Source organism: Bacillus sp. LQ16, assembly GCF_057784645.1.
Genome location: NZ_CM173491.1, coordinates 863,132 through 884,804, shown reverse-complemented (window position 1 = coordinate 884,804; position 21,673 = coordinate 863,132). Strand labels below are relative to the sequence as shown.

General features: G+C 34.2%; 23 protein-coding genes and 1 pseudogene. 2 read left to right on the top strand and 22 right to left on the bottom strand.

The window, feature by feature from the left end; all coding sequences use genetic code 11:
• Positions 1-33: 33 nt before the first annotated feature.
• The 11 genes from AC3EMB_RS04520 to AC3EMB_RS04470 form a co-directional block, all read right to left on the bottom strand.
• Positions 34-1,317, bottom strand: coding sequence for a nucleotide sugar dehydrogenase (locus AC3EMB_RS04520; protein ID WP_205171346.1), 1,284 nt, complete (start codon positions 1,315-1,317; stop codon positions 34-36).
• Positions 1,318-1,403: 86 nt separating this feature from the next.
• Positions 1,404-2,756, bottom strand: coding sequence for a nucleotide sugar dehydrogenase (locus AC3EMB_RS04515; protein ID WP_488517501.1), 1,353 nt, complete (start codon positions 2,754-2,756; stop codon positions 1,404-1,406).
• A gap of 71 nt (positions 2,757-2,827) precedes the next feature.
• Positions 2,828-4,051, bottom strand: coding sequence for a glycosyltransferase family 4 protein (locus AC3EMB_RS04510; protein ID WP_488517500.1), 1,224 nt, complete (start codon positions 4,049-4,051; stop codon positions 2,828-2,830).
• Between the two features lie 96 nt (positions 4,052-4,147).
• Positions 4,148-4,744: a sugar transferase gene (locus AC3EMB_RS04505; RefSeq protein ID WP_239482571.1), complete on the bottom strand. Its 597-nt coding sequence runs from the start codon at positions 4,742-4,744 to the stop codon at positions 4,148-4,150.
• A 349-nt stretch (positions 4,745-5,093) separates the two neighbouring features.
• The gene (locus tag AC3EMB_RS04500) at positions 5,094-5,792 is read right to left on the bottom strand and encodes a CpsD/CapB family tyrosine-protein kinase (protein ID WP_488517773.1); all 699 of its coding nucleotides are present in this window, start codon (positions 5,790-5,792) and stop codon (positions 5,094-5,096) included.
• On the bottom strand, positions 5,785-6,522 hold the full coding sequence (locus AC3EMB_RS04495) for a YveK family protein (RefSeq protein WP_488517499.1): 738 nt from the start codon (positions 6,520-6,522) through the stop codon (positions 5,785-5,787). The genes AC3EMB_RS04500 and AC3EMB_RS04495 overlap by 8 nt, the downstream gene beginning before the upstream one ends.
• A 719-nt stretch (positions 6,523-7,241) precedes the next feature.
• The gene (locus tag AC3EMB_RS04490) at positions 7,242-8,444 is read right to left on the bottom strand and encodes an MFS transporter (RefSeq protein WP_048655892.1); all 1,203 of its coding nucleotides are present in this window, start codon (positions 8,442-8,444) and stop codon (positions 7,242-7,244) included.
• A gap of 212 nt (positions 8,445-8,656) precedes the next feature.
• Positions 8,657-9,235, bottom strand: a complete 579-nt coding sequence (locus tag AC3EMB_RS04485) for a TetR/AcrR family transcriptional regulator (RefSeq protein ID WP_003269603.1) — start codon at positions 9,233-9,235, stop codon at positions 8,657-8,659.
• Positions 9,236-9,386: 151 nt separating this feature from the next.
• Positions 9,387-9,701, bottom strand: a complete 315-nt coding sequence (locus tag AC3EMB_RS04480) for a DMT family transporter (protein WP_000539671.1) — start codon at positions 9,699-9,701, stop codon at positions 9,387-9,389.
• A gap of 2 nt (positions 9,702-9,703) precedes the next feature.
• Positions 9,704-10,048, bottom strand: coding sequence for a DMT family transporter (locus AC3EMB_RS04475; RefSeq protein WP_000796022.1), 345 nt, complete (start codon positions 10,046-10,048; stop codon positions 9,704-9,706).
• A 414-nt stretch (positions 10,049-10,462) separates the two neighbouring features.
• Positions 10,463-10,822, bottom strand: coding sequence for a MerR family transcriptional regulator (locus AC3EMB_RS04470; protein ID WP_000288069.1), 360 nt, complete (start codon positions 10,820-10,822; stop codon positions 10,463-10,465).
• 134 nt (positions 10,823-10,956) lie between these two features.
• On the opposite strand from AC3EMB_RS04470, the gene AC3EMB_RS04465 reads away from it, so the two are divergent.
• Complete coding sequence (locus AC3EMB_RS04465; protein WP_000878075.1) at positions 10,957-11,727, top strand: SDR family NAD(P)-dependent oxidoreductase; 771 nt, start codon at positions 10,957-10,959, stop codon at positions 11,725-11,727.
• An 80-nt stretch (positions 11,728-11,807) separates the two neighbouring features.
• Here AC3EMB_RS04465 and AC3EMB_RS04460 read toward each other — a convergent pair whose 3' ends face one another.
• Together AC3EMB_RS04460 and AC3EMB_RS04455 are read right to left on the bottom strand one after the other, a co-directional pair.
• A complete protein-coding gene (locus tag AC3EMB_RS04460; RefSeq protein ID WP_000686663.1) occupies positions 11,808-12,263 on the bottom strand; it encodes an N-acetyltransferase in 456 nt (151 codons plus the stop codon).
• Between the two features lie 128 nt (positions 12,264-12,391).
• Positions 12,392-12,886 (bottom strand): Lrp/AsnC family transcriptional regulator, encoded by a 495-nt coding sequence (locus AC3EMB_RS04455; protein WP_000446096.1) that lies wholly within the window; start codon positions 12,884-12,886, stop codon positions 12,392-12,394.
• A 205-nt stretch (positions 12,887-13,091) separates the two neighbouring features.
• Here AC3EMB_RS04455 and AC3EMB_RS04450 point away from each other — a divergent pair, with 205 nt between their 5' ends.
• A complete protein-coding gene (locus AC3EMB_RS04450) occupies positions 13,092-14,003 on the top strand; it encodes a DMT family transporter (RefSeq protein WP_001146238.1) in 912 nt (303 codons plus the stop codon).
• A gap of 33 nt (positions 14,004-14,036) precedes the next feature.
• Here the strand turns inward: AC3EMB_RS04450 and AC3EMB_RS04445 are convergent, their stop codons facing one another.
• The 9 genes and pseudogenes from AC3EMB_RS04445 to AC3EMB_RS04405 form a co-directional block, all read right to left on the bottom strand.
• Positions 14,037-14,522, bottom strand: a complete 486-nt coding sequence (locus tag AC3EMB_RS04445; protein WP_059304114.1) for a PRK06770 family protein — start codon at positions 14,520-14,522, stop codon at positions 14,037-14,039.
• Positions 14,522-14,923 (bottom strand): nuclear transport factor 2 family protein, encoded by a 402-nt coding sequence (locus AC3EMB_RS04440; RefSeq protein ID WP_059304115.1) that lies wholly within the window; start codon positions 14,921-14,923, stop codon positions 14,522-14,524. Before AC3EMB_RS04440 ends, AC3EMB_RS04445 begins: the two co-directional genes overlap by 1 nt.
• Positions 14,924-15,077: 154 nt before the next feature.
• Complete coding sequence (locus AC3EMB_RS04435) at positions 15,078-15,482, bottom strand: DoxX family protein (RefSeq protein ID WP_001077751.1); 405 nt, start codon at positions 15,480-15,482, stop codon at positions 15,078-15,080.
• Positions 15,483-15,634: 152 nt separating this feature from the next.
• Positions 15,635-16,709 (bottom strand): annotated as a pseudogene (locus AC3EMB_RS04430) (DUF871 domain-containing protein).
• 48 nt (positions 16,710-16,757) lie between these two features.
• Complete coding sequence (locus tag AC3EMB_RS04425; RefSeq protein ID WP_000711293.1) at positions 16,758-18,122, bottom strand: PTS transporter subunit EIIC; 1,365 nt, start codon at positions 18,120-18,122, stop codon at positions 16,758-16,760.
• 24 nt (positions 18,123-18,146) lie between these two features.
• The gene (gene murQ, locus AC3EMB_RS04420; RefSeq protein ID WP_088022369.1) at positions 18,147-19,031 is read right to left on the bottom strand and encodes an N-acetylmuramic acid 6-phosphate etherase; all 885 of its coding nucleotides are present in this window, start codon (positions 19,029-19,031) and stop codon (positions 18,147-18,149) included.
• A 155-nt stretch (positions 19,032-19,186) separates the two neighbouring features.
• Positions 19,187-20,050, bottom strand: coding sequence for a MurR/RpiR family transcriptional regulator (locus AC3EMB_RS04415; protein WP_000648168.1), 864 nt, complete (start codon positions 20,048-20,050; stop codon positions 19,187-19,189).
• A gap of 29 nt (positions 20,051-20,079) precedes the next feature.
• On the bottom strand, positions 20,080-20,394 hold the full coding sequence (locus AC3EMB_RS04410; RefSeq protein WP_000704960.1) for a hypothetical protein: 315 nt from the start codon (positions 20,392-20,394) through the stop codon (positions 20,080-20,082).
• Between the two features lie 124 nt (positions 20,395-20,518).
• Positions 20,519-21,646, bottom strand: coding sequence for a cation:proton antiporter (locus AC3EMB_RS04405; protein ID WP_375852900.1), 1,128 nt, complete (start codon positions 21,644-21,646; stop codon positions 20,519-20,521).
• Between the last annotated feature and the right edge of the window lie 27 nt (positions 21,647-21,673).

Genomic DNA, 21,673 nt, shown 5'->3' with positions numbered 1-21,673 from the left:
TCGCTAAAATACGAAGTTTTCAAATAAAATTGTTTAAACGAGTGCCAGTTGCATTTCTAATTGATATAAGCTACCAAAATTATAGTATTTTATCTCTGAACTCTTCATATTTACACAGTTTTTGGTATCCAATATCATTGGACTTTTACATTTACTAAGAATCATCTCCTGATCCAAGTTCTGAAAATCACTATGATCAGTTAATATTAAAATACAATCCACACCTTCTATCGTTTTTTCTAAACTTAATAGTTTAAAAGGTACCTGTGATTGTTTTGCATACGGATCATGTACCTTTACATCATATTTTTTTTCTATTAATGAATGGATAATTTCAAAAGATGGACTCTCACGAATATCGTCAATATCTCCTTTATATGTAAGACCAAGTACTCCGATTTTCCCTTCTTTTCCCCTAACTAATTTTTCAACAGATTCTACTACAAATCGCGGCATAGAATTATTAATATGTCTTGCATTAGAAATTAACACTGCATTTTGAGGTGATTTTTCAATTATAAAATATGGATCTATAGCTAAACAATGTCCTCCTACACCAGGCCCAGGCGAATGAATATTAACACGCGGATGATAATTTGCCATTTTAATAACTTCTAATGCATTAATCTCTAAGTCTGTCGAAATTTTTACAAGTTCATTAGCTAGAGCAATATTTACATCCCGATACGTATTTTCCATTAACTTAGACATTTCTGCAATTAATGCTGTCGTTTCTAATATTGGTGCTTTCACAAAACACTGATATACCTCTGCTGCCTTTTTAGCCGAAACTTTATTTATTCCGCCAACGATTCTTGTATTATTAACTAGTTCATCCAATATTTTACCTGGCAATACTCGTTCAGGACAATGTGCTACATATATATCTTCACCAACCCTCCAACCCTCATTTTCAATAATTGGTGCAACAATATCATTAATAGTTCGAGGTGGAATAGTTGATTCGACTATGACTATATTGCCTTTTTTAAGGTAAGGTAATATATCCTTGGATGCCGCAATAACTGCCTCTAAATTTGCAGTGTAATCTTCATTATGCGGTGTAGGAACTGCAATGATAAAAACATCTGCATACGTTGGAGTAGTATCTGCTGTTAACCTTCCCTCCACTACAACCTTTTGCAATAATTCTTCTAATCCTCTTTCCTCAATATGTGCTTGTCCAGCATTAATCATTTTTACTGTTGTGAAATTAACATCTACTCCTCTGACTATTTTTCCTGCATTTGCAAATATTGTCGCTGTAGGTAGACCAATATATCCCAATCCAACTACACAGATTGTATGAATTCCCATTAATTTTTCTCCTTTTAATAAAGATTTTTGCTAAATTAAGCCCTTTAATTTATTCAATTTTATAAACATAAAATAGCTTTTAATATCTATAGAATTATTCTTGATTTATGCAGATTGTTAGAAACCCCTAATGTGAATACCTTATTATTCCTATGTTCTTCAAACATGTTTCTAGTATCAACAATAAGTTTTGCATTTGTTAGAATCTCACTTGAATCATAAACACTGTGATCTGTTGTTAAAATAACACAGTCATAGTGTTTCAGCTGTGAATAATCTAATTCAATTGACTCCACTATTTCTTCATAATGGTCCTTAAACGCCTTTGCAAATGGATCATTGTATTGTACAATACCTCCACTTCCTTTTAACAATTCATATATTTCTAGGGCGGGTGATTCCCTTAAATCATCAATATCTGGTTTATATGTCATACCCAACATCAAAATATTAGCACCTTTTATGGATTTACCATGCTCATTTAAGGCTAAGGAAGTTTTAGCAAGAACATGCTCCGGCATTTTTTTATTTACTTCTTGTGCTAACTCTATGAATCTGCTAAAGAAATTAGCTTCTTTAGCTTTCCAAGATAAATACATGGGATCTAATGGAATACAATGCCCACCAATACCTGGGCCTGGAGTGAACTTCATATAACCAAACGGTTTAGTTGAGGCAGCATCAATTGTCTCCCAAATATCGATCCCTAATTTTTCACATAACATAGCCATTTCATTAATAAAGGCGATATTCATACTTCTGAATGTATTTTCTAATAACTTACTCATTTCAGCCACCTTAGGCGAAGAGACTGGAATAACTGTATCGACAACTTCCCCATATAATAAAGTTCCTAATTCTGTACATGCTTTTGTTGTCCCACCCAAAACTTTAGGAGTATTTTTCGTATTATATTTTTTATTTCCGGGATCAACTCTTTCTGGAGAAAAACATAAAAAATAATCATCCCCTACTTTGTATCCAGATAATTCCAATTCCTGCTCAATCAATTCTTCAGTCGTCCCTGGATATGTAGTACTTTCTAAAATTATTAAAATACCCTTATGCATATTCTCTTTAATTCTTTCCACAGCTGCTATAATATAAGACATATCTGGATTTTGTGATTTAGTTAGAGGAGTTGGAACACAAATACTTATTACATCTAAATCTTTAATAGCATCAAATTTTGTACTAGGAAAAAAAAATCCTTTATCGAGAATTTCTTTTACTTCTGAGGAAGAAATATCAATTATATAAGACTCCCCACACTTAAGTTGATTGACCTTTTCATTATTCACATCAATCCCTAAAACTTGAAATCCAGATTTTGCGAACTCAATTGCCAAAGGTAACCCAACATATCCTAATCCAATAACACCCACTTTTGCTTTTTTCTTTTCAATTTTTTGCTTTACCATCTCAAATATATTATTCATCGCCTTAAAACCTCCTTAAAAAACATTAATATAACTAAATCTCAATAATAAAAAATAACGTTTTATAGATTTTATATTCTATTTACCGTCTTGTTCATTACCCCTAAATAGATTTCAGCATGCTTTTCCCTATTGTATCTATCTAGCAATAGCTTCTTACCTTTTAACTTTAATTGTTGAACTTCTACCTTATTTAACGACAAACATTCTAGAAAATATAGCATTGAGCTTATATCTTCATAATATAAATGACTATTAATTGAACATATAATTTCTTGTGCCTCTCCTTGAGGCCCTATATAAAGCGGCAATCCACCATTTCCAATAATTTCAAATATTTTCGAAGGAATTGTACCACTAAAAGCTGGATCATTTAAAATCTTAATAAGATTAAAGTCAACCTGACTATATAGATATTGAATCTCTTTTGAAGAAACAGATCCAAATACATAGATATTGTCACTATCTTGAGCCAATTTTTTAATTTTTTGTTCTCTAGAGCCATTTCCAATAATTAAAAGTGTGTATTTTTCTACACTTAAGAATTGCTCTACAATTTCTTCTATTCCCTGTGAAATACCCAATGTACCAAAATATCCAACAATTTTTCTTTCCTTTTCCTTCTCTTTGTTTATTATTTTCAGGATATGATCTATATGACTAGTATTAATTTCTTCCTCTTTATCGAGTAAATACCCATTAGGAATAGTAGTCATTTTTCCAATTCCTACTCCATTTTCCTCTAAAATCCTTCCATATGTTTCTGTAACTGTGACTACGTGGTTTGCCTTTTTACAAAAATATAATTCTAACTTTTTCATCAAATTTATTACTATATTATTTGTATAGTTTGTTGCTTCCAAACTTTTAAAAGTAATATCACGAAATTCTAGAACACTAGGTATCTTTTTTCTTTTAGAAATATAATGACCTATGAACCCCGAAAAAATGGGTCCAACACTCGTAACAACCACATCATAATTATTAAGAAGTTTTTTTACGTTTTTGTAGCTACTTATCATAAATGATAAATAAGATTTAACTTTATTAAACTTTGATTCTGATTTTCCCCTATCGACACTATTTCTAAATATAGTAATTCCTTCTATTTCTTCAATAAAACTTTTATTTTCTTCATACCCCTTATACACTCTTCCTAAAGGATAATTAGGAATCGCCGTATATACATGTACATCATGACCTTGTTTTTCCCATAATCTTGTTAACTCTGTTAGACGTTTAGAAGCCGCACCGATCTCAGGATAATAATACTGTGTAACAACCAATATTCTCATTTCTTCCCTACCTTTTCTTGAACCCCAACTATAATGAATAAAACACTAAATAGATATATACATACTTTACAATATCTTTACTTTCAATTCTCTTTCCTACCTTGCTCCATCCCCAGTAAAAACAACCTTAATAGTATTCAACATAATCTTAATATCCAAAATACAATTAACGTTATTTATATAATAAATATCTAATTCTAATTTTTCCCTCGGAGTAATATCATATCCCCCATTCACTTGTGCCCATCCCGTAACGCCAGGTTTTACTAAAAGTCGTTTTTTAAATCCTGGAATTTGTTTTTCGAACTCCTTAGTAAAGATAGGCCTTTCTGGTCTTGGGCCAACAACTGACATATCTCCTTTTAAAATATTAAAAAACTGGGGTAATTCATCGATCCGGGTCATTCGAATAAACATACCAACTTTAGTAATTCTAGGATCATTTTTTTTTGCCCATTGTGCTCCATTTTTTTCTGCGTCAAATCGCATGGAACGTAATTTAACTATATTAAATTTTTTTCCTTTAAACCCCAATCTTTCCTGTAAATAAAAAGGGGGGCCGGGTGATTCTAACATAATAAGCACTGAAAATATAAAAATTATAGGAAAAGTGATACATAAACCAATTACTGCAAATAATATATCAAATATAGTTTTTACCTTCCTAATATATATACTTTCAGAATTTCGCATGTGGACTTGTACATCACTACTATCATCTTGCTCAACCGTTACACCTTTATCCATTTATTATTTGCACCCCCTCACATGAAAAAGTAACCACTTTTTTGGCACGTCTTATTAAGAATTTTCCTTAGCAAGAATGTCCCAATCCAATAATTATCTATATTTGCAAAAACTAAATATTTTTCACAGTGAATTCCATCATTCATCATTCAATACAGCTTTTGCCATCACTATACTATCCTCTAATGTATGCTCCCCTTCTTTTAGATCAAGTACAACATGGCACCTTAAATGAATCTCTTTATTAATCTATAAAATTTTTTAAAAATATCAGAGGCATTAAGCACACAACTCCCTAGTCTGCACCATAATAATAGTTACTGTGTTTGTATTCATGGTCATTTAGTATTACGCCTAATAGTTTACCGCGAGATTTCTCCAAAAGAGTTTTGGCTTTTATCGCCCCTTCTTTTTCTGTTTGTTTGCTTCGTATAACAAGAATAGATGCATCACATTGATTTGCCATGATTTGTGCGTCTGTTACTGGTAAAATTGGGGGCAAATCAAAAATGACTAAATCATAATCGTTACAAATATCTGTGATTAAATTCTTCATCGCTATTGAGCCAAGTAATTCTGCAGGATTGGGTGGAATTGGACCACACGGAAGAAAATCTAAATTCGGAACAATTGTTTTCTGAATACACTTTTCTAAAATCCTACTACCTGTAAGCACATTTGTAAGTCCTAAAATATTGCTAACTTGAAATACTTGATGTAGCGCTGGCTTACGGAAATCAGCATCTACAATCAATACTTTTTTTCCTTGTTGTGCAATTACAGTAGCAATATTAGATGCAGTTGTTGTCTTTCCCTCACTTTCATTTACCGATGTTATTACTAAAGAACGCTTTTTGATGTCAACTGAAGAAAATTCCATATTTGTACGTATATTGCGATATTCCTCTGTTATTGTTGATTTAGGTTGTTGATGAGCAATTAGCTGATATTTTCGACGGCTCTTCTTTTTCTCCTGAAAAATATTCCTAAATATCACCATTCTCCCTCCTTATCCTCTTGAATAACATAGTTTTATTTTTATTCTTTTCTATCTCTATATGTGAAACAACTCCGAGTACTGGTAATTTGAGTATTAACTCGACATCTTGCTCCTTTTTAAATGTATTATTTAAATATTCAATAAAAAAAGAGATCAATACAGAGATAACCAGCCCTCCAATAGACGCAACTAAAATATTAAATAAAGGTTTTGGTTTAATTGGTGATTGTCCCTCTAGAACTTCAGCTTTAGAAAGTATAGTCACGCTGTCAACCTTCATAATATTTGAAATTTCATTTTTAAATACGTCTGCCGTAGTATTGGCAATATCTTTTGCTAAACTTAGATTCTTATCCTGTACCTTAATAGAGATTATTTGGGAATTCTTTTCATTTTCTACACTAATTTTGTCATGTAAAACTTGTGATGATACATTCAAATTTAGCTTTTCCTTAACTAAATCTAAAATTACTGGACTTTTAATAATACCCTTATACGTATTTGCTAATTGAATATTAGTTTGCAATTCATTTAATTGTAAGTTATCTCCACTTTCTTTCTTTTGATTAACAAGAAGTTGTGTCGAAGTTTGATAAATTGGTATCATAAAGTAAAAACTTACTATTGCACTTATAATGGCTATTCCAATTGTCACCACGATGATTATACCTAAACGTTTTCTTAAAATTGCAAATAAATCTCTCAAATTTATTATTTCTTCCATAATTCCTCCAACTTTCATTCAGCACAAAAAATCTAATATCCATCAATTCGGTAGCGATTCTTATTTGCTTTGTATAAAAATCCCTCCTCTTTTTAAAGTGAGAAGGGATTAACTAACGTGTCTTGCAAGCAGAATTTATATAAATTGACTATTTACCGAAAGAATAACAATAGAATTCACTCTGTGATAAAATGTTATAATTTAATCCTTTCAAATTATAACAAGCACAAAAAAAGATAAATAATGTATTTTTTCACGATATAAGGTAAAATTCCATACTTTTCTAAATAACATCTAACATTTTATCCAAAGTAATACTCCGACTTAGAATGGATGCCTTTAATCATAAAATTAGTGATTATATAATTAGCGGGCCCTAGATTCTTGCTTTAGCAATGCCAACATTAAGGCAAACAATCAAGAGAAAGAAAAGTAAAAGATGTTATCCTTCATTCAGATTAAGGAAGTATCTATACTGCGAAGAATTTCAAACGTATACAAAAAAAGCATTATCACTAGCATACTCCTAAAAGGAAAGTTGCCTTGATAATGCCTTGACAGAAGCTTATACTCACAAATGTGAAAAAATGGTGCTGGAATACATTCATTACTACAGTGGTGTGCAAATTCAAGAAAAATTAAACCACCTACCCCCTCCAGAATAGAGGGAACAGGTGGTTTAGATATTTCGAGATTCACTTTAATCATAATTAATTTCGTTACTTAGCAAAACTTTCAGCCAACTGTTTCTCTCTCCACATAAATGTAATAGCGAGACCAACTATTAAAACAACTCCTGAAAATGCATATGGATAATGAATATTCATATCAAATAATATTCCGCCCATCGCTGGTCCTGCGATATTTCCTAAACTCGTATAAGTCGAGTTCATTCCAGCAACGAATCCTTGCTCTTTTCCAGCTGCTTTTGATAAAAACGTCGTTAAAGCTGGACGAAGTAAATCAAATGCTAAGAAAATGAAGCAAGTAACGAGAAGTACAATCCAATAATTAAAGACTACAGTTGAGACGAATGCTAATACTGCCCCTACAATTAAACATATTTGGATTAATACTTTCTCACCGAACATGTCTACCAATTTGCCAAACATAAATACTTGCACAACTACCCCAAAGATTGAACTAATTGTAATAATTGCTGCAATATCTTTCGGCGAGAAGCCAAATTTATGATCAGAGAACAAGCTAAACACTGTTTCATACGCTGATAATCCGAATGCGAGTACAAATACGATAATAAATGCAATTGCATACATTGGATGTAATGATTTCTTTAAATCACCTATAAAACTTGATTCTTTCGTATTAGAAGAAATCTCTGCAAGTTCTTCTTTCGTTAACGGTTCTTTTAAAATAAAGATTGAAATTACACATGCTATAAAAGCAATTGCTGCTGCAACGAAAAACGGCACACGTATACCGTATTCTGCAATAAATCCGCCGATTCCAGGCCCTATAATGAATCCAGTACTAATCGCTGCAGATAAGTATCCCATCGCCTTTGGACGTTCCTGAATAGATGTAATATCCGCAACATATGCCGTAACACCAGGCATAATAAACGCAGCACTAATTCCGCCTAACACCCTTGCTACATAAAGCATCCATACATCTTTTCCCAATCCAAAAAGAAGCTCTGAAACACCAAAAATAAATAATCCAATGATTATCATTTTCTTCCTACCGTAAAGATCAACCCATCGGCCTGTAATAGGTGAAGTAATGAGCTGTGCCATTGCAAATACTGCAACGAGATATCCCATCGTCTTCCCTGTTAAACCCATATCATTCATAAAGGACGGCATAACCGGAATGATTAATCCAATCCCTAGAAAAGCGATAAATATATTACTCAAAAGAATGACCAATACCATCTTTTGTTCTTTTATCGGTTTCTTCACTTTTTAACACCTCTTCCCGTAAGTTCCTCTCAAAAAATAATGCCCAAGAAGCTTTTTCTTTATCCTGCTCTTTGCGGGCTAGTAATGAGTGAAGATGCCTCCACTCATTAGAATTTCACTCTATCCTTCCACACATACATAAGTATTAGGTGAATGACTATCATTCAGTTTTCCTCAAAAATGAACCTACCTTTTCAGACAGGTTCATCTTACTACTTCTTTATATGTAGTGCATGTGTTAAAAAATCTAGTACTTCTGCCTTTTGTAGCTCGACTTGCTCATCATCTTTATGATCATATAAATAAACTTGTTCCGCTGCTGATTCAACAAGAGCGATAAATAACTTCGCTGTTCGTTCTGCGTGAACCGAATCACGAATTTCACCAGCTTCTTTCGCCTCACTTAAAAATTCGCTTAACCACATATAAAGAGGCTCATACACAGCTTCCCACTCTTTTATATGTTCTGTAGATGCAAGACCCGCATACATTAAAGCTTGTATTTCACGGTATTCCTCTATAAAGTGAAACACCGCATCGATTACTTGTGCCACTTTATTTGAAAAAGGTACATCTTTTTGTACTTTTTCTTTCACTGCAAGTATCATCTTTTCAACCATCACTTCTGCTATTGCAGGCATAACAGATAGCTTAGAAGGAAAATATAAATAGAAAGTTCCTTGCGCAATGCCAGCTAATTTCACGATATCAGAAATCTTCGTTTTTTCGACGCCCTTTTCCTGAAACACTTCAATAGCTGCATAGACAATTTTCTCTTTTTTATTCATCATCTAAACCCTTTCACACGCATATTGAATGACTGTCACTCATTTTATAAGATAATTGATTGTACTGTCAATGATAGTGAACTCTAAGAGGAAATCATTTTTTTATAATAAAATCTCCTAATAAACAATTAGGAGATAGAAATACAATATATCTTTAAGAAAGTGCCTTTAATCCTGTCACTCCACATACAATAAGAAACACACTAATAATACGCGCTTTACTTTTCGACTCCCCAAACAAGAACATGTTTAATAAAACGGCACCTGCTGTTCCAATACCGATCCAAACCGCATACGCGACACTGACTTGTAAAAATAAGAAAGATGTATACAAGAATGCGAAGGATGTAGCAAACCCGCCTATATAAATCGCACCATTGGCTAATGTTTTATCTTTACTATACATTTTAAGTCCTATCACACCGACTATTTCACTAATTGCAGCACAAAATACGAAAAACCAACCCATCTTTAAGCAGCTCCTTCCACAGTTTCTTCTTTATTATCAGCAAGCTTTAAACCGATAACGCCAGCTACAACCATCACGATAAAGAATAACTTCCCTACACTGAAACTTCCGCCGAAAAGAAATACATCCATCAAGAAAGTACCTACCGTACCAGCTCCGGCGAAAACAGCATATACAGTCCCTGTTGCAAGATGTTCACACGCTTTAGAAAGGAAGTGAAAATCAACAGCGATAACTCCTAAAATAATAATCCAATGCCACCAAGTATTAGCCGTATTAAAACCAAACACCCAAAAAATTTCAAAGATACATGTTAATATGACATATAACCAAGCTCTATTTTTCATACCTCTCACCTCTTATGACTGACTATCAGTCATTTTTGTTTTAAAAAAAATATGCTCTTTCATCAATACTATATAAAAACAACTATCATCCTCATTTACCATTGTATTTGTTCCATTTTTAAACTAACTACATCCTGTCACATAAAAAATGACTGAATGTCATTCATATATATTGTACATGAACATTTTAAAAACTGTCAATGCCGAAAGTTTATTTAAAATTTCTTTCATCCGATTTGTATATTTCTCAATAATCTGTCAATACTGCTAGTAACATAATATTTTCTCCACTCCCCCTTGGAGAGATCCCTTGAATGGAGCAGTTAGCTTTTGCCAGCTGCTCTTTTTTATTTGTCCGCACACTATGATGAAATACTCATAGATCAAATCCATTTTTCATCACATAACAACCATCTATTTATTTTCCAATGAGTTTTTGTATGCACTAATTTTATTCTCAAGCATCTTCTCTGTAACTTCTAAGTTTTCTCTTTGAATCTGAATAGATTTCCTATGATCTTCTAGGAGCTGTAAACGAGCTTCTGTTGTATGCTCCCCTTCTGTATATAATCTAGCGTATTCTCTTATTTTCGCTATTGGCATTTGCGTTTGTTTTAATTTCATTACAAACTGCAACCACTTTATATGTGACTCTTCGTAAAGTCGATTTCCATTTGTATCACGATTTGCAATTAATATATTTTCCTTTTCATAATAACGTAGTGTATGTGTGCTCACGCCTAATAATTTTGCTACCTCGCTAATTGTGTACATACTAAAACTCCCTTCACATGCTTACCCTTATATATTTTATAACCGTATCAAATTTATAAAAAACGTTTGACTTAGAGTATACTCTAACAAATACAATCTAACCATAAATGAATTTGAATTTAGGGGGATTTTATATGAAATACACGGTTATTACTGGCGCAAGTTCCGGAATTGGTTATGAAGCAGCTTTAGCATTTGCATCTCGCGGAAAAAATTTAGTACTTGTAGCTCGAAGACAAGAAGAATTAAACGAATTAAAATTGAAAATTAACGAAATGCATCCAGAATTGGATGTTGTCATTCGAAAAACTGATTTATCTGTTACTGCAGATGTTTATAAACTTTATGAAAGCCTACAATCTTTTCAAATTGAAACGTGGATTAACAACGCAGGTTTTGGTAATTTCGCCTCAATTGCTGAACAAAATTTAAATAAAATCGAAACGATGTTACATGTAAATATAGAAGCACTAACAATACTCTCTTCTCTTTTCGTTCGAGATTATTCAATGGTTGATGGAACACAGCTTATTAACGTTTCATCGGGCGGCGGATACACAATTGTTGCTGATGCTGTTACGTATTGCGCTACGAAATTCTATGTAAGTGCATTTACAGAAGGGCTGTCTCACGAACTGAAAGAACAAGGCGCAAAACTGCAAGCAAAAGTTTTAGCTCCTGCTGCAACTGAAACAGAATTTGCGAAGCGTTCATTTGATATTGATGAATTCCAATACGATAATGTTGTACCAAAATTCCACACTGCAAAACAAATGGCACAATTTATGCTCGACCTTTATGATAATGACAAAGTTGTAGGAATTGTCGACGGTTTAACGTATAACTATGAACTTAAAGATCCACTTTATAATTTTGCCGTGAGACAAAAGAATTCAAATTCTTAATAACCTGTCCATTTCTTATGGAAATATATGTTCCCACTATATATGTAAATAATAGTGGGAACTTTTTCTCTATAAAATTTTCATCCAACATACCGCACCATCGCCACTTCATCACAATAATCCACCTTTGGACAATGTCTACAATCAATCCATACTTTCTCTGGCAACGCTTCTTTATTTATAAAATCAAATCCACACTTTTGAAAAAATACTGTTTCATATGTTAAGGAAATTACTCTTCTTACATTTATTTTCGTAGCTTCCTCCATTACATGATTTACAAGCATACGCCCTATCCCTTTCCCTGCATATGTATGCGAAACTACTAACGATCGTATTTCTGCAAGATCTTCCCCCAATACATGCAATCCAGCAACTCCAACAATTCTCTCGTCTTCTTTCATAACATATAAACATTGCAAATATTGATAAAGAGACAAAAGAGAACGTGGTAAAACAACTCCCTCTTTTGCATAAACCTCAATAAGACTATAAATTTCTTTCACATCACTCGTCACCGCATTACAGATTTTCATATTACATCCCCTTGCCCTCGATATTAATATTTATAACTTAAAATGAATTTTAATTCATAATTTTATATAATAATACAGCTCTCTTTTCTCTTCGTCAATCACTTTATGCAAACAAAAAACCAAGCAATCTAATTGATGCTCGGTTCCTCATCTCGTATCGGCAATACCGTCGAATATTTAATTTCACGAAGTGCTAAACTTGTCTGTATCCTTGTAATACCAAGTTTATTCAGCTTTCTAATAAACTGCTCCAGTTCTTTACGATCACGATTTGCAACCTTTAATAAATAATCGTACTCTCCTGTTAAACAGTGACATTCTAACACTTCCGGCATCGATTCTAATTCTTTCTCCAACACTTCCAGCTTGTCAAATTGATGAATATTTGTACTCATAAAAATAAAACATAATAAATCAAATCCAAGCTTTTCTTGATTTAAAATCGCAACTTGCTTATCGATGAAACCTTCCCCATCCAATCTTTTTATTCTTGCATGCATCGCAGCCGGTGATAAATTAACGCGACGTGCCAGCTCTGCATTACTTACTTGTGACTCCTTCTGCAATATATCTAAAATTTGTACATCCAAATCATCCAACACTTTAATAACAGACGACTCCATTACAATTCCCCCTTTTTTCTTACCGATGATTATTCGAAAAAACACCTTATACCTTACACAAAACTGAATATCATTCCGTAAATATCATTCATAACTAAATATTTTATCGAGTTTTAATCATTATACAAAAGAATATATTACACAATAAAGAAAAATGCTAAAATTATTTACAATTCGTATTGATTACAAAAAAGGGGATTTTAGCATGCCTTATTTTTACGTCTTTTTACTATTACTAACGAGCTTATTATGGGGAGGAAATTTTGTCGTTGGAAAATCACTCGTCGATCATGCATCGCCGATGACACTGACAAATTTAAGATGGATGATTGCGATTGTTTGTTTATTACCAATGGTATGGTTTAAAGAAAAGAAAATCCTTCCACCACGTACCGCAATACTTCCTTTAATATTGATGGGAATTTCAGGGGTCGCTCTTTTTAACATCTTTCAATTTTTAGCATTAGAAAAAACCTCCGCTACGAATGTAGGTCTTATCTCTACTTTGAATGCAATTTCAATCGCATTATTTTCAGTATTATTTCTAAAAGAAAAAGTAAATACACTTCAAATCCTATCCATGATTCTTTCATTCTTCGGGGTTATCCTCGTCCTATTAAAAGGTGATTTCTCGCTTTTATTTTCACTACATTTTAATAGCGGTGATTTATGGATGATTGCAGCAGTCTGTATTTGGGGAATCTATTCTGTTTGTAGTAAATGGGCAACAAAAACAACTACACCACTTATGGCAACGTTGTACTCTGGTATTTTCGGCGTTATTTTATTACTACCGTTTAACATAGGTAGCTTCACTGTTTCAAATATAAATACTTCTTTCATCACATCACTTTTATATACCGGGCTTATTTCGACAGTTCTTTGTATGGTATTTTGGAATATTGGTGTACAAAAATTAGGTGCAACTACATCAGGTATTTTTCTAAACTTCAATCCAATTTTCACAGCCATTTTAGCATTCATATTCCTCGGAGAAGAATTAACGTGGATACAAATTTTAGGAACAATTGTCGTTGTAACAGGATGTTATTTATTTTCTCATTTCAAAACTGTTGCCGTTCAGCCAACTAGAGCTTTAATGCGAAAACATTCTTAATGAAAAAACATCGTCATCCAAGTGGCGATGTTTTTATTTACTCTTCATTTCTTTTATATACTGCTTTTCCTCTTCTGGCGATAAACGTTCCGTCGCCTTGCCAGTATCTCCACCTTGAAGGCTCCATAAAAAGTTATGCTCCTCAACAGTTTGAGAAAAATCTCCTTTTTCCCATCTATTTATAATAGAAAATAACTTTATTTTATATTGAAAACCTGTACTATTTTCAATATCTCTTTTCACATTAGAAATTTCCTTTTTTGTCATCTCTACAAATCCCCATTTTTCAGAGGATTTTACCTTTTGGTGCACCATTTTATGCATAGTAGAAATAATTTCACCTTCACTAATTTGCGGAGCTTCTTCTGCAGCTTTTTTCTCTTTTTCGTTTGCCGCTCGCTCGGTTTGAATATTTGTATTTTCTTTTTCCACATATGCAAGCAATTTCTTTCCGCCAACTATAGAAGAGATGATTACCATAATGGTAATACATATACCTACAATCCATTTAAAAAGCATTAGCTCTTCATCGCTTCCCTAACAATATGACTATCTACATACTGCTTAAACTTCACGATTTTTCCATTTTCAAGCTGCCATACATGAACAAATTCTGCTTCAAATGATTTTCCTGTTTCTTTATAAACTCCAGAATACATACCTTCAGCAATAATTACATCTTTTCCGTTTACTTCATGATATGTATTTACACTTGCTTTATAATCATCCCATTCTGATCCTAAACGGCTAAATACATTTTCCATTATAGCTTCTACGCCTGTATATGTTCCGCCATACGGGAAACCTTCTGCCTCTGTCCATTCCACTTTTTCAGAGAGGGCTTCTGCTAAATGCTTTGCATTCGAAGAAGCTGATCCTTCATACGTGCTTTGAATAATTTCTAAATTTGATTTAGGCATATTACTTCCTCCCGTTTATTTATTTTTACACAAGACGTAACCAATGTAGTTACATCTTGTGTAAAAAAATATTTAAATTGTTTCATTCGTGATTCATTAGTTGTAATCATTATAGTTACAATGATTCTTCAAGTCAACAATTTATAAATAAAATTTACTTCGTTTTCATTACTTTCTCTTTTAAGAAACGATCTACATATCCTTCTGCTTTTACTACGAATAAATACGCACCCATTGATAATAATGCAAGATCTAATTCATATCCTGGATTCTTTCCATCTCCTAATAAACCTGCTGCTCCATTTACCTTTACGATAGCTCCAGCTAAAATAAGAGCAAATAACAATCCTACATATCGTACACCTAAACCGATAATTAATAATATACCACCAACTAATTCTACAGTTGCTACGCCGTATGCAAGGCCACCTGGTAAACCGATGCTTGTAAACCATCCTGCTACATTATCGATACCTGATTGAAACTTTGCTAAACCGTGTGCAAAGAACGTAACTCCTAACACGATACGAATAATTAAATTCCCAATATATTGATTCATTTTGAACTCTCCTTTTTGTTTTGTTATGGTGAACTTTTATTTACAAGTCAAAACAATACGGTATTTTATTTCATTCGTCAAATACTTTTTTAAAGAAAACAAAAAACATTATCCGTTTTACGGATAATGTTTTCCTACAAAATAGCGCTAATTCAAGCTTTTATTCTATCGCATAGAAAAAGTTGAAACATTTTTCCAGCGCCAATATAAGGCAGTAAAGAAACGTCCTCTTCCACAACTATTCCAACAACATTCACTTTCTCATCTACAGGTAAATCATGTGTAGCAACTTGCATCTCCCCTGCATATCTACCGTACAATTCATTATCAATTGTAATGCTGCCTTTCTTTCTTACAATTGTATGCATCGGCTGTAAAACCACTCTATTTCCTTCCCTTGATTCTACAGATCGAATAACATCACGAGCCGGATCTAGTCTATTTGTATGCACTTGCTCCACCACTTTTAATACTTCTTTATCAGTTATAAATGATTTGTAACGCAATGGAATAATCCCTTTACTCGCACTAGCTACTTCTTGCATACTTTCCAAACTTGCGCTTATATCTCCAATCAATACTTTAATCAACACCACAATCTTGAACAAGTTCTAAGTACGCTTCAAGCGGGCGCATATTGCGATGTTTTTCTAACGTTGGTAACCCTTCATATAACGGACCACGTTTTTCCGCATCTCCTGGAATAAATGCCATCGTTTTTATTCCGCACTCCTGTAAATATTGATTTTGTTTTTGTAAGAAGGACTTTGCTAGTCCCGTCTCTGGACGTGGATAAAAATTATGCCACGCTTCTACATTCTCTACTCTTATATGTTCTGCAAGTAATTCTTTCCAAAATGGCTTTGTAATCGTACTCGCATTTAAAGCTACTTTCATCTTATGAGATACGCTTGCAATTTCTTTTGGCGCAATGCCGTAATCCATTCTTAAACCGGTAATGCCCCAGTCCAATAGTTCTTCCACATTTTCATATGTTAGCCCTAAATGATGTAACGATTTTGGAGAAACATCAACCATTAACTCCATTTCATGTGCAAGAGCTTGTTTCCCTAATATTTGAATTAACTCTTTATACGTATTTGGATCATCTTCTGGAATGTGCAGTGATGTAAAAATAGATGTAAACCCATTTTCCTTTGCTACTTTTAGCCACTCTTCTTGTTTCTCTACTCGTTCTTTTGAAAGATAAATGGAAACTCCGATCATATAAATCTCCCTCTCTATTAATAGAAAAAGAGAAAGGAATCCCTTTCTCTATATGTTTTCTGCCATTTCTTCTTTAAATCCGAAGAAGTACGTAAAGATAAATCCGAAAGCATATGCAATTACTAAACCTAAGAAATATAGTAAATATTTATTGTCAGCAATTAACGGAATTAAAGATAGCCCTGATACGCCAATTCCAAGTGAAGCCGTTTGCATAACTGCTTGGAATGCACCACCGACAGCCGCTCCTAAACAAGCAGTAATAAACGGTTTCCCAAGTGGTAATGTAACCCCGTATAATAACGGCTCACCAATTCCTAAAAAGCCAACTGGCAATCCACCTTTAATTACATTTCGAAGTCGTTTGTTTTTTGTTTTCACATAAATCGCAATTGCTGCGCCCACTTGGCCAGCACCAGCCATTGCGAGTACTGGTAATAAAGGTGTTACGTGTGTTTGATTAATGAATTCCATATGAATTGGTGTTAAACCGTGATGCAATCCGACCATAACGAGAGGTAAAAATGTTCCCGCAAGTACTGCGCCAGCAAATGCTCCGCCAATATTTAAAATAGCATTAATTCCGCTCGTAATACCATCTGATAAGAAACCTGCTAATGGCTGAATGGCTAACATCGTTACGATACTTACAACTAATACAGTAATGAGTGGTGTCACGATAATATCAACTGCATTCGGCACTGCTTTTCGAACTTGTCTTTCCACTACAACCATAAGCCATGCTGCAAAAATAACTGCGAATAATCCGCCCCGTCCGGGCACTAATGCTTCACCAAACAATTTTACGTTTGCCATCGCTGGGTTGAAAATTAAAATACCAGCAATTGCCCCAAGAACCGGTGTCCCGCCGAACTCTTTCGCTGTATTCCAACCAACTAAAATTCCTAAGAATGTAAAGATACCGCCGCCAATGAGTAGTAACATTTGTAACCACGTTGCATTTGGATCAGCACCAGCATTTTTCGCAAAGTTAGCAACCCCGTTTATAATTCCTGACGCAACAAGCCCCGGAATTAATGGGATGAAAATACTTCCTATTTTTCGTAAAAAGTTTTTCACCGGTGTATTATTTTTCTTCTTAATCTCTGATTTCATCTCTTGCCCAATATCTTCAAGGTGATGATCTGCTACCTCACCAATTCGTAGTCCTGTCAAACCTTCCATTTCAGCTGCTACTTTATTTACTGTTCCTGGACCAACAACAACTTGAAGCGTCTCATCTTCTATAACACCCATAACGCCTTCAACTTTTTTCAAAAGGTCCATATTTACTTTACTTTCATCATGAAGCGTTAAACGTAGTCTCGTCATACAATGAGCAATACTACGAATATTTTTTATTCCTCCAAGTTGCTCCGAAATTTCCTTGGCCATTCTCTCTTCTTTCTTCATAATAGAATCCCCCTCCCTATTATTTTATAGTGCTTTCTTCACAAACCCTTTTGCGCATTTTAGTTTCTCCAGTGCTTCCCCATATTCGCACTGCAACAACACCATAACAATGGCAGCTTTTACGTTACGTTCTGCCTTTTCATAATACTCTGTCGCTACTTCATAACTAGCGCCTGTTGCTTCCACAATAATTCGTTTTGACCGTTCTACTAACTTTTCATTTGTGGATTGAACATCTACCATTAAGTTTTTATATACTTTTCCTACACCAATCATCGAAGCTGTTGAAATCATATTCAACACTAATTTTTGTGCTGTACCAGCTTTTAAACGCGTTGATCCTGTTAATATTTCTGCACCTGTCTCTACTTCCACATTTAACTTTGCATATTTACTTATTTCAGCATTTTTATTACAAGAAATACTCGCTGTACTCGCTCCTACGCTCTGTGCGTATTTCAAGCCGCCAATTACGTAAGGAGTTCTGCCACTTGCAGCAATTCCAATCACTGTATCTTTCTCATTTAATCCAATACTTTTTAAATCTTCTTCTGCTAACTCTTCGCGATCTTCGGCACCTTCCACCGCTTTAGTAAACGCTTTCAATCCACCTGCTATAAATCCTTGCACCATTTTATCATCCGTGCCAAATGTCGGCGGACATTCCACTGCATCTAGAATACCTAAACGACCACTCGTACCAGCACCAATGTAAATTAAACGTCCCTCTTCTTCAAAAGATTTAATAACAGTCTGTACAACCTTTTCAATTTGTTCTATCTCTTTTTCAATTGCTAACGCAACAGTTCGATCTTCTTCATTCATACTTTGCAACACTTCTTTTATGCTCATTTCATCCAGATTCATTGTTTTCTCATTACGATGTTCTGTCGATAAATTTTCTAACATATTTCCACCCTCTTTGAAATTATATTTCACACTTTTATTATAACTTTAAGAAACTAAAAATCAATAACTCTTTCTTATTTTATGAAATAAAATTTCACAACATGACATATTTGTGTCAAAGATAATAAAAAAGATGAGTCTCCTCATCTTTTCTTCTACTTTAACTTCCGTAACCGCAACGCTTCTTCTCGCGTCTCCATAAATTGATCCAATACTTTATTGCCAATTCGGTTGAAAGTAATCACATATAAAGCATCAATCATATTCAGTTGCGTCATTCTCGACGCAATACTTGCAATACGATGATCTTGTTCTACATCTGGCATACAAAGGCGAATGTCCGCTTCTTTATATAGGGGTGATGATTGATCTAGTTTCGTAATTCCAATAACAGTTGCACCTTGTCTCTTTGCATACTGCGCCATTTCAAGCACATCTCTCGTTCGACCAGATGTTGAAATCGCAACAAATATATCGCCTTCTTTTAAATTCGTCACGAGCGGCAACATCATATGAAAATCAGATAGCATCATCGCTGTAAATCCGAGCCGTGTAAATTTATACGCCCCATCCATCGCTGGCGTAGCTGATCCACCTACACCGTAAAATATAATTTTGCCCGCATTGACAATACGATCTGCAGCTTTCTCAAGTTCCTTCTTATCTATCGCAGTAACGCTCGCCTCAATTGCAGCTTTATTCACATAAGTAACTTTATTAAATAAATCGTACGGTCCATCTTCCGTATTCATCACTGAAAAATCGTTAATATTATAATCAGCAATCGTTAATTCACGAACGAGTGCTATCTTAAATGCTTTAAAGCTCCCAATCCCAATCGACTTACAAAAACGAACGACACTCGCCTCACTTGCGCCTGCATTCGTTGACACTTCTTTCGTCGTTAAATTCGGTACAATCTCTGCATTCTCCATTATGTACATGGCAACCTTCTTCTCAGCTGGTGAAAATTGATCCATATTACTTTCAATTTTAAATAGTAATGTTGAAGCTTTCACTATTTAACCTCCACTTCTTACGGCTGCGTTCACTTATTTTCTCTTGCTTCAAGAAGGTAAAAACCATCATCGCCAGGAGGATGAAACACATTTACAATGCGATTCCCTTTTTGATAAACAGTTCTTTCTCCTTCTGTCCACTTCTCTTTCCAACCGTTCATCCAAATCGCAACATCAGGTAAAAAAGCAGTATATTTCAGCTTCTGACCGTACTCACCATCTGCTTCTTCCGAAAAAATAGAAACCGGAAAATCTTTCACTTTTGATTCTTTCCATGCAGTAAATGGTATACATACTGCAATAAGTACGATTACACCGATAACCTTCTCCTTCGTAATCTTCACACTTCCCTCTCCTTGTCATATCACATACATAGATTTTACCATAATTACAAACCCTTCATGCTATATGATCATTGCTTTTGGGAATAAAAAAAGAGCTTACCTACATCAGATAAGCCCTTCCTCTCTATACAAAATATTTCTTCAAAAGTGGCGGTGTAATAATCGTCGTCAATATAACAACAATAACAATCGCTGTGAAATTTTCTTTCGCTAATAAATTCGCCGTAAGTCCATTTGCTGCGATGATAAGCGCTACTTCACCACGTGATACCATCCCCGCACCAATACTGATAGAAGATTGGCGATTAAATCCTGTCAGTCTTGCGCCTAAGCCGGATCCGATTAACTTTGTGAAAATCGCAACGAGAGTCATAATAATAATGAACCAAAGCTGACTTCCAATGCCTTGAAATGTAATTTCCATTCCGATACTTACGAAGAATACTGGAACAAATATTGCATAAGCAATCGGTTCAATTTTATGTTCCACTTCATGCTTATACTCTGTTTGAGAAATAGCAATTCCTGCTGCAAATGCTCCAATAATGCCTGCAATTCCCATCATTTCACTGTAATAAGAAAAAGAGAAACAAATAATAAGAGCCGCGCTAATTAACGCTTCTGTTACACGAAGCGGGACAAGCATTTTCATAATCCAAGGAACGACTTTCCAAGCAATAAAAACAATACTTACAAAGAAAATAATTTTCTTTACAATGACAAGTGTTATATTCACATCTTGTGTTCCTAAAAAACTCATTACAAATGCCAATAAAATAACGACAATGACATCATCAAATACGGCAGCACCTAAAATTGTTGTACTTTCTCTCGTATTCATTTTTCCTAGATCACGTAGCGTCTGCACCGTAATACTAACCGATGTTGCGCAAAGTAATAACCCTAAAAAAATGGCATGGGACTGCATTAATCCAAACAGCAATCCTGTTACATAACCACCGATGAAAGGAAAAATAATTCCACCAGCCGCTACTGCAAATGACGATTTCAAATTCCGATTTAACTCTTCTAAATCTGTTTCAAGTCCCGCCATAAACATAAGTAACAAAACACCAATCTCACTCAGTTCATCAATTAGTTCAGAACTATTAATAATACCGAGTACAGCTGGACCGATAATAATACCGACAATTAACTTACCAAGTACAGAAGGCTGACCAAGTCTCACACTAATGTCACCAGCTAATTTCGTACAAAGTAAAATGACGACAAGTTCAAAATAAAATAACATAGCATCTGCTCCTACTTTAACTTTAAT

Coding starts and splice junctions, on each gene's coding strand:
- AC3EMB_RS04520 (WP_205171346.1), bottom strand. CDS start 1,317: ATGGGAATTCATACAATCTGTGTAGTTGGATTGGGATATATTGGTCTA.
- AC3EMB_RS04515 (WP_488517501.1), bottom strand. CDS start 2,756: ATGAATAATATATTTGAGATGGTAAAGCAAAAAATTGAAAAGAAAAAA.
- AC3EMB_RS04510 (WP_488517500.1), bottom strand. CDS start 4,051: ATGAGAATATTGGTTGTTACACAGTATTATTATCCTGAGATCGGTGCG.
- AC3EMB_RS04505 (WP_239482571.1), bottom strand. CDS start 4,744: ATGCGAAATTCTGAAAGTATATATATTAGGAAGGTAAAAACTATATTT.
- AC3EMB_RS04495 (WP_488517499.1), bottom strand. CDS start 6,522: ATGGAAGAAATAATAAATTTGAGAGATTTATTTGCAATTTTAAGAAAA.
- AC3EMB_RS04485 (WP_003269603.1), bottom strand. CDS start 9,235: ATGATGAATAAAAAAGAGAAAATTGTCTATGCAGCTATTGAAGTGTTT.
- AC3EMB_RS04480 (WP_000539671.1), bottom strand. CDS start 9,701: ATGGGTTGGTTTTTCGTATTTTGTGCTGCAATTAGTGAAATAGTCGGT.
- AC3EMB_RS04475 (WP_000796022.1), bottom strand. CDS start 10,048: ATGAAAAATAGAGCTTGGTTATATGTCATATTAACATGTATCTTTGAA.
- AC3EMB_RS04470 (WP_000288069.1), bottom strand. CDS start 10,822: ATGTACACAATTAGCGAGGTAGCAAAATTATTAGGCGTGAGCACACAT.
- AC3EMB_RS04465 (WP_000878075.1), top strand. CDS start 10,957: ATGAAATACACGGTTATTACTGGCGCAAGTTCCGGAATTGGTTATGAA.
- AC3EMB_RS04460 (WP_000686663.1), bottom strand. CDS start 12,263: ATGAAAATCTGTAATGCGGTGACGAGTGATGTGAAAGAAATTTATAGT.
- AC3EMB_RS04455 (WP_000446096.1), bottom strand. CDS start 12,886: ATGGAGTCGTCTGTTATTAAAGTGTTGGATGATTTGGATGTACAAATT.
- AC3EMB_RS04450 (WP_001146238.1), top strand. CDS start 13,092: ATGCCTTATTTTTACGTCTTTTTACTATTACTAACGAGCTTATTATGG.
- AC3EMB_RS04445 (WP_059304114.1), bottom strand. CDS start 14,522: ATGCTTTTTAAATGGATTGTAGGTATATGTATTACCATTATGGTAATC.
- AC3EMB_RS04440 (WP_059304115.1), bottom strand. CDS start 14,923: ATGCCTAAATCAAATTTAGAAATTATTCAAAGCACGTATGAAGGATCA.
- AC3EMB_RS04435 (WP_001077751.1), bottom strand. CDS start 15,482: ATGAATCAATATATTGGGAATTTAATTATTCGTATCGTGTTAGGAGTT.
- AC3EMB_RS04425 (WP_000711293.1), bottom strand. CDS start 18,122: ATGAAGAAAGAAGAGAGAATGGCCAAGGAAATTTCGGAGCAACTTGGA.
- murQ (WP_088022369.1), bottom strand. CDS start 19,031: ATGTTAGAAAATTTATCGACAGAACATCGTAATGAGAAAACAATGAAT.
- AC3EMB_RS04405 (WP_375852900.1), bottom strand. CDS start 21,646: ATGTTATTTTATTTTGAACTTGTCGTCATTTTACTTTGTACGAAATTA.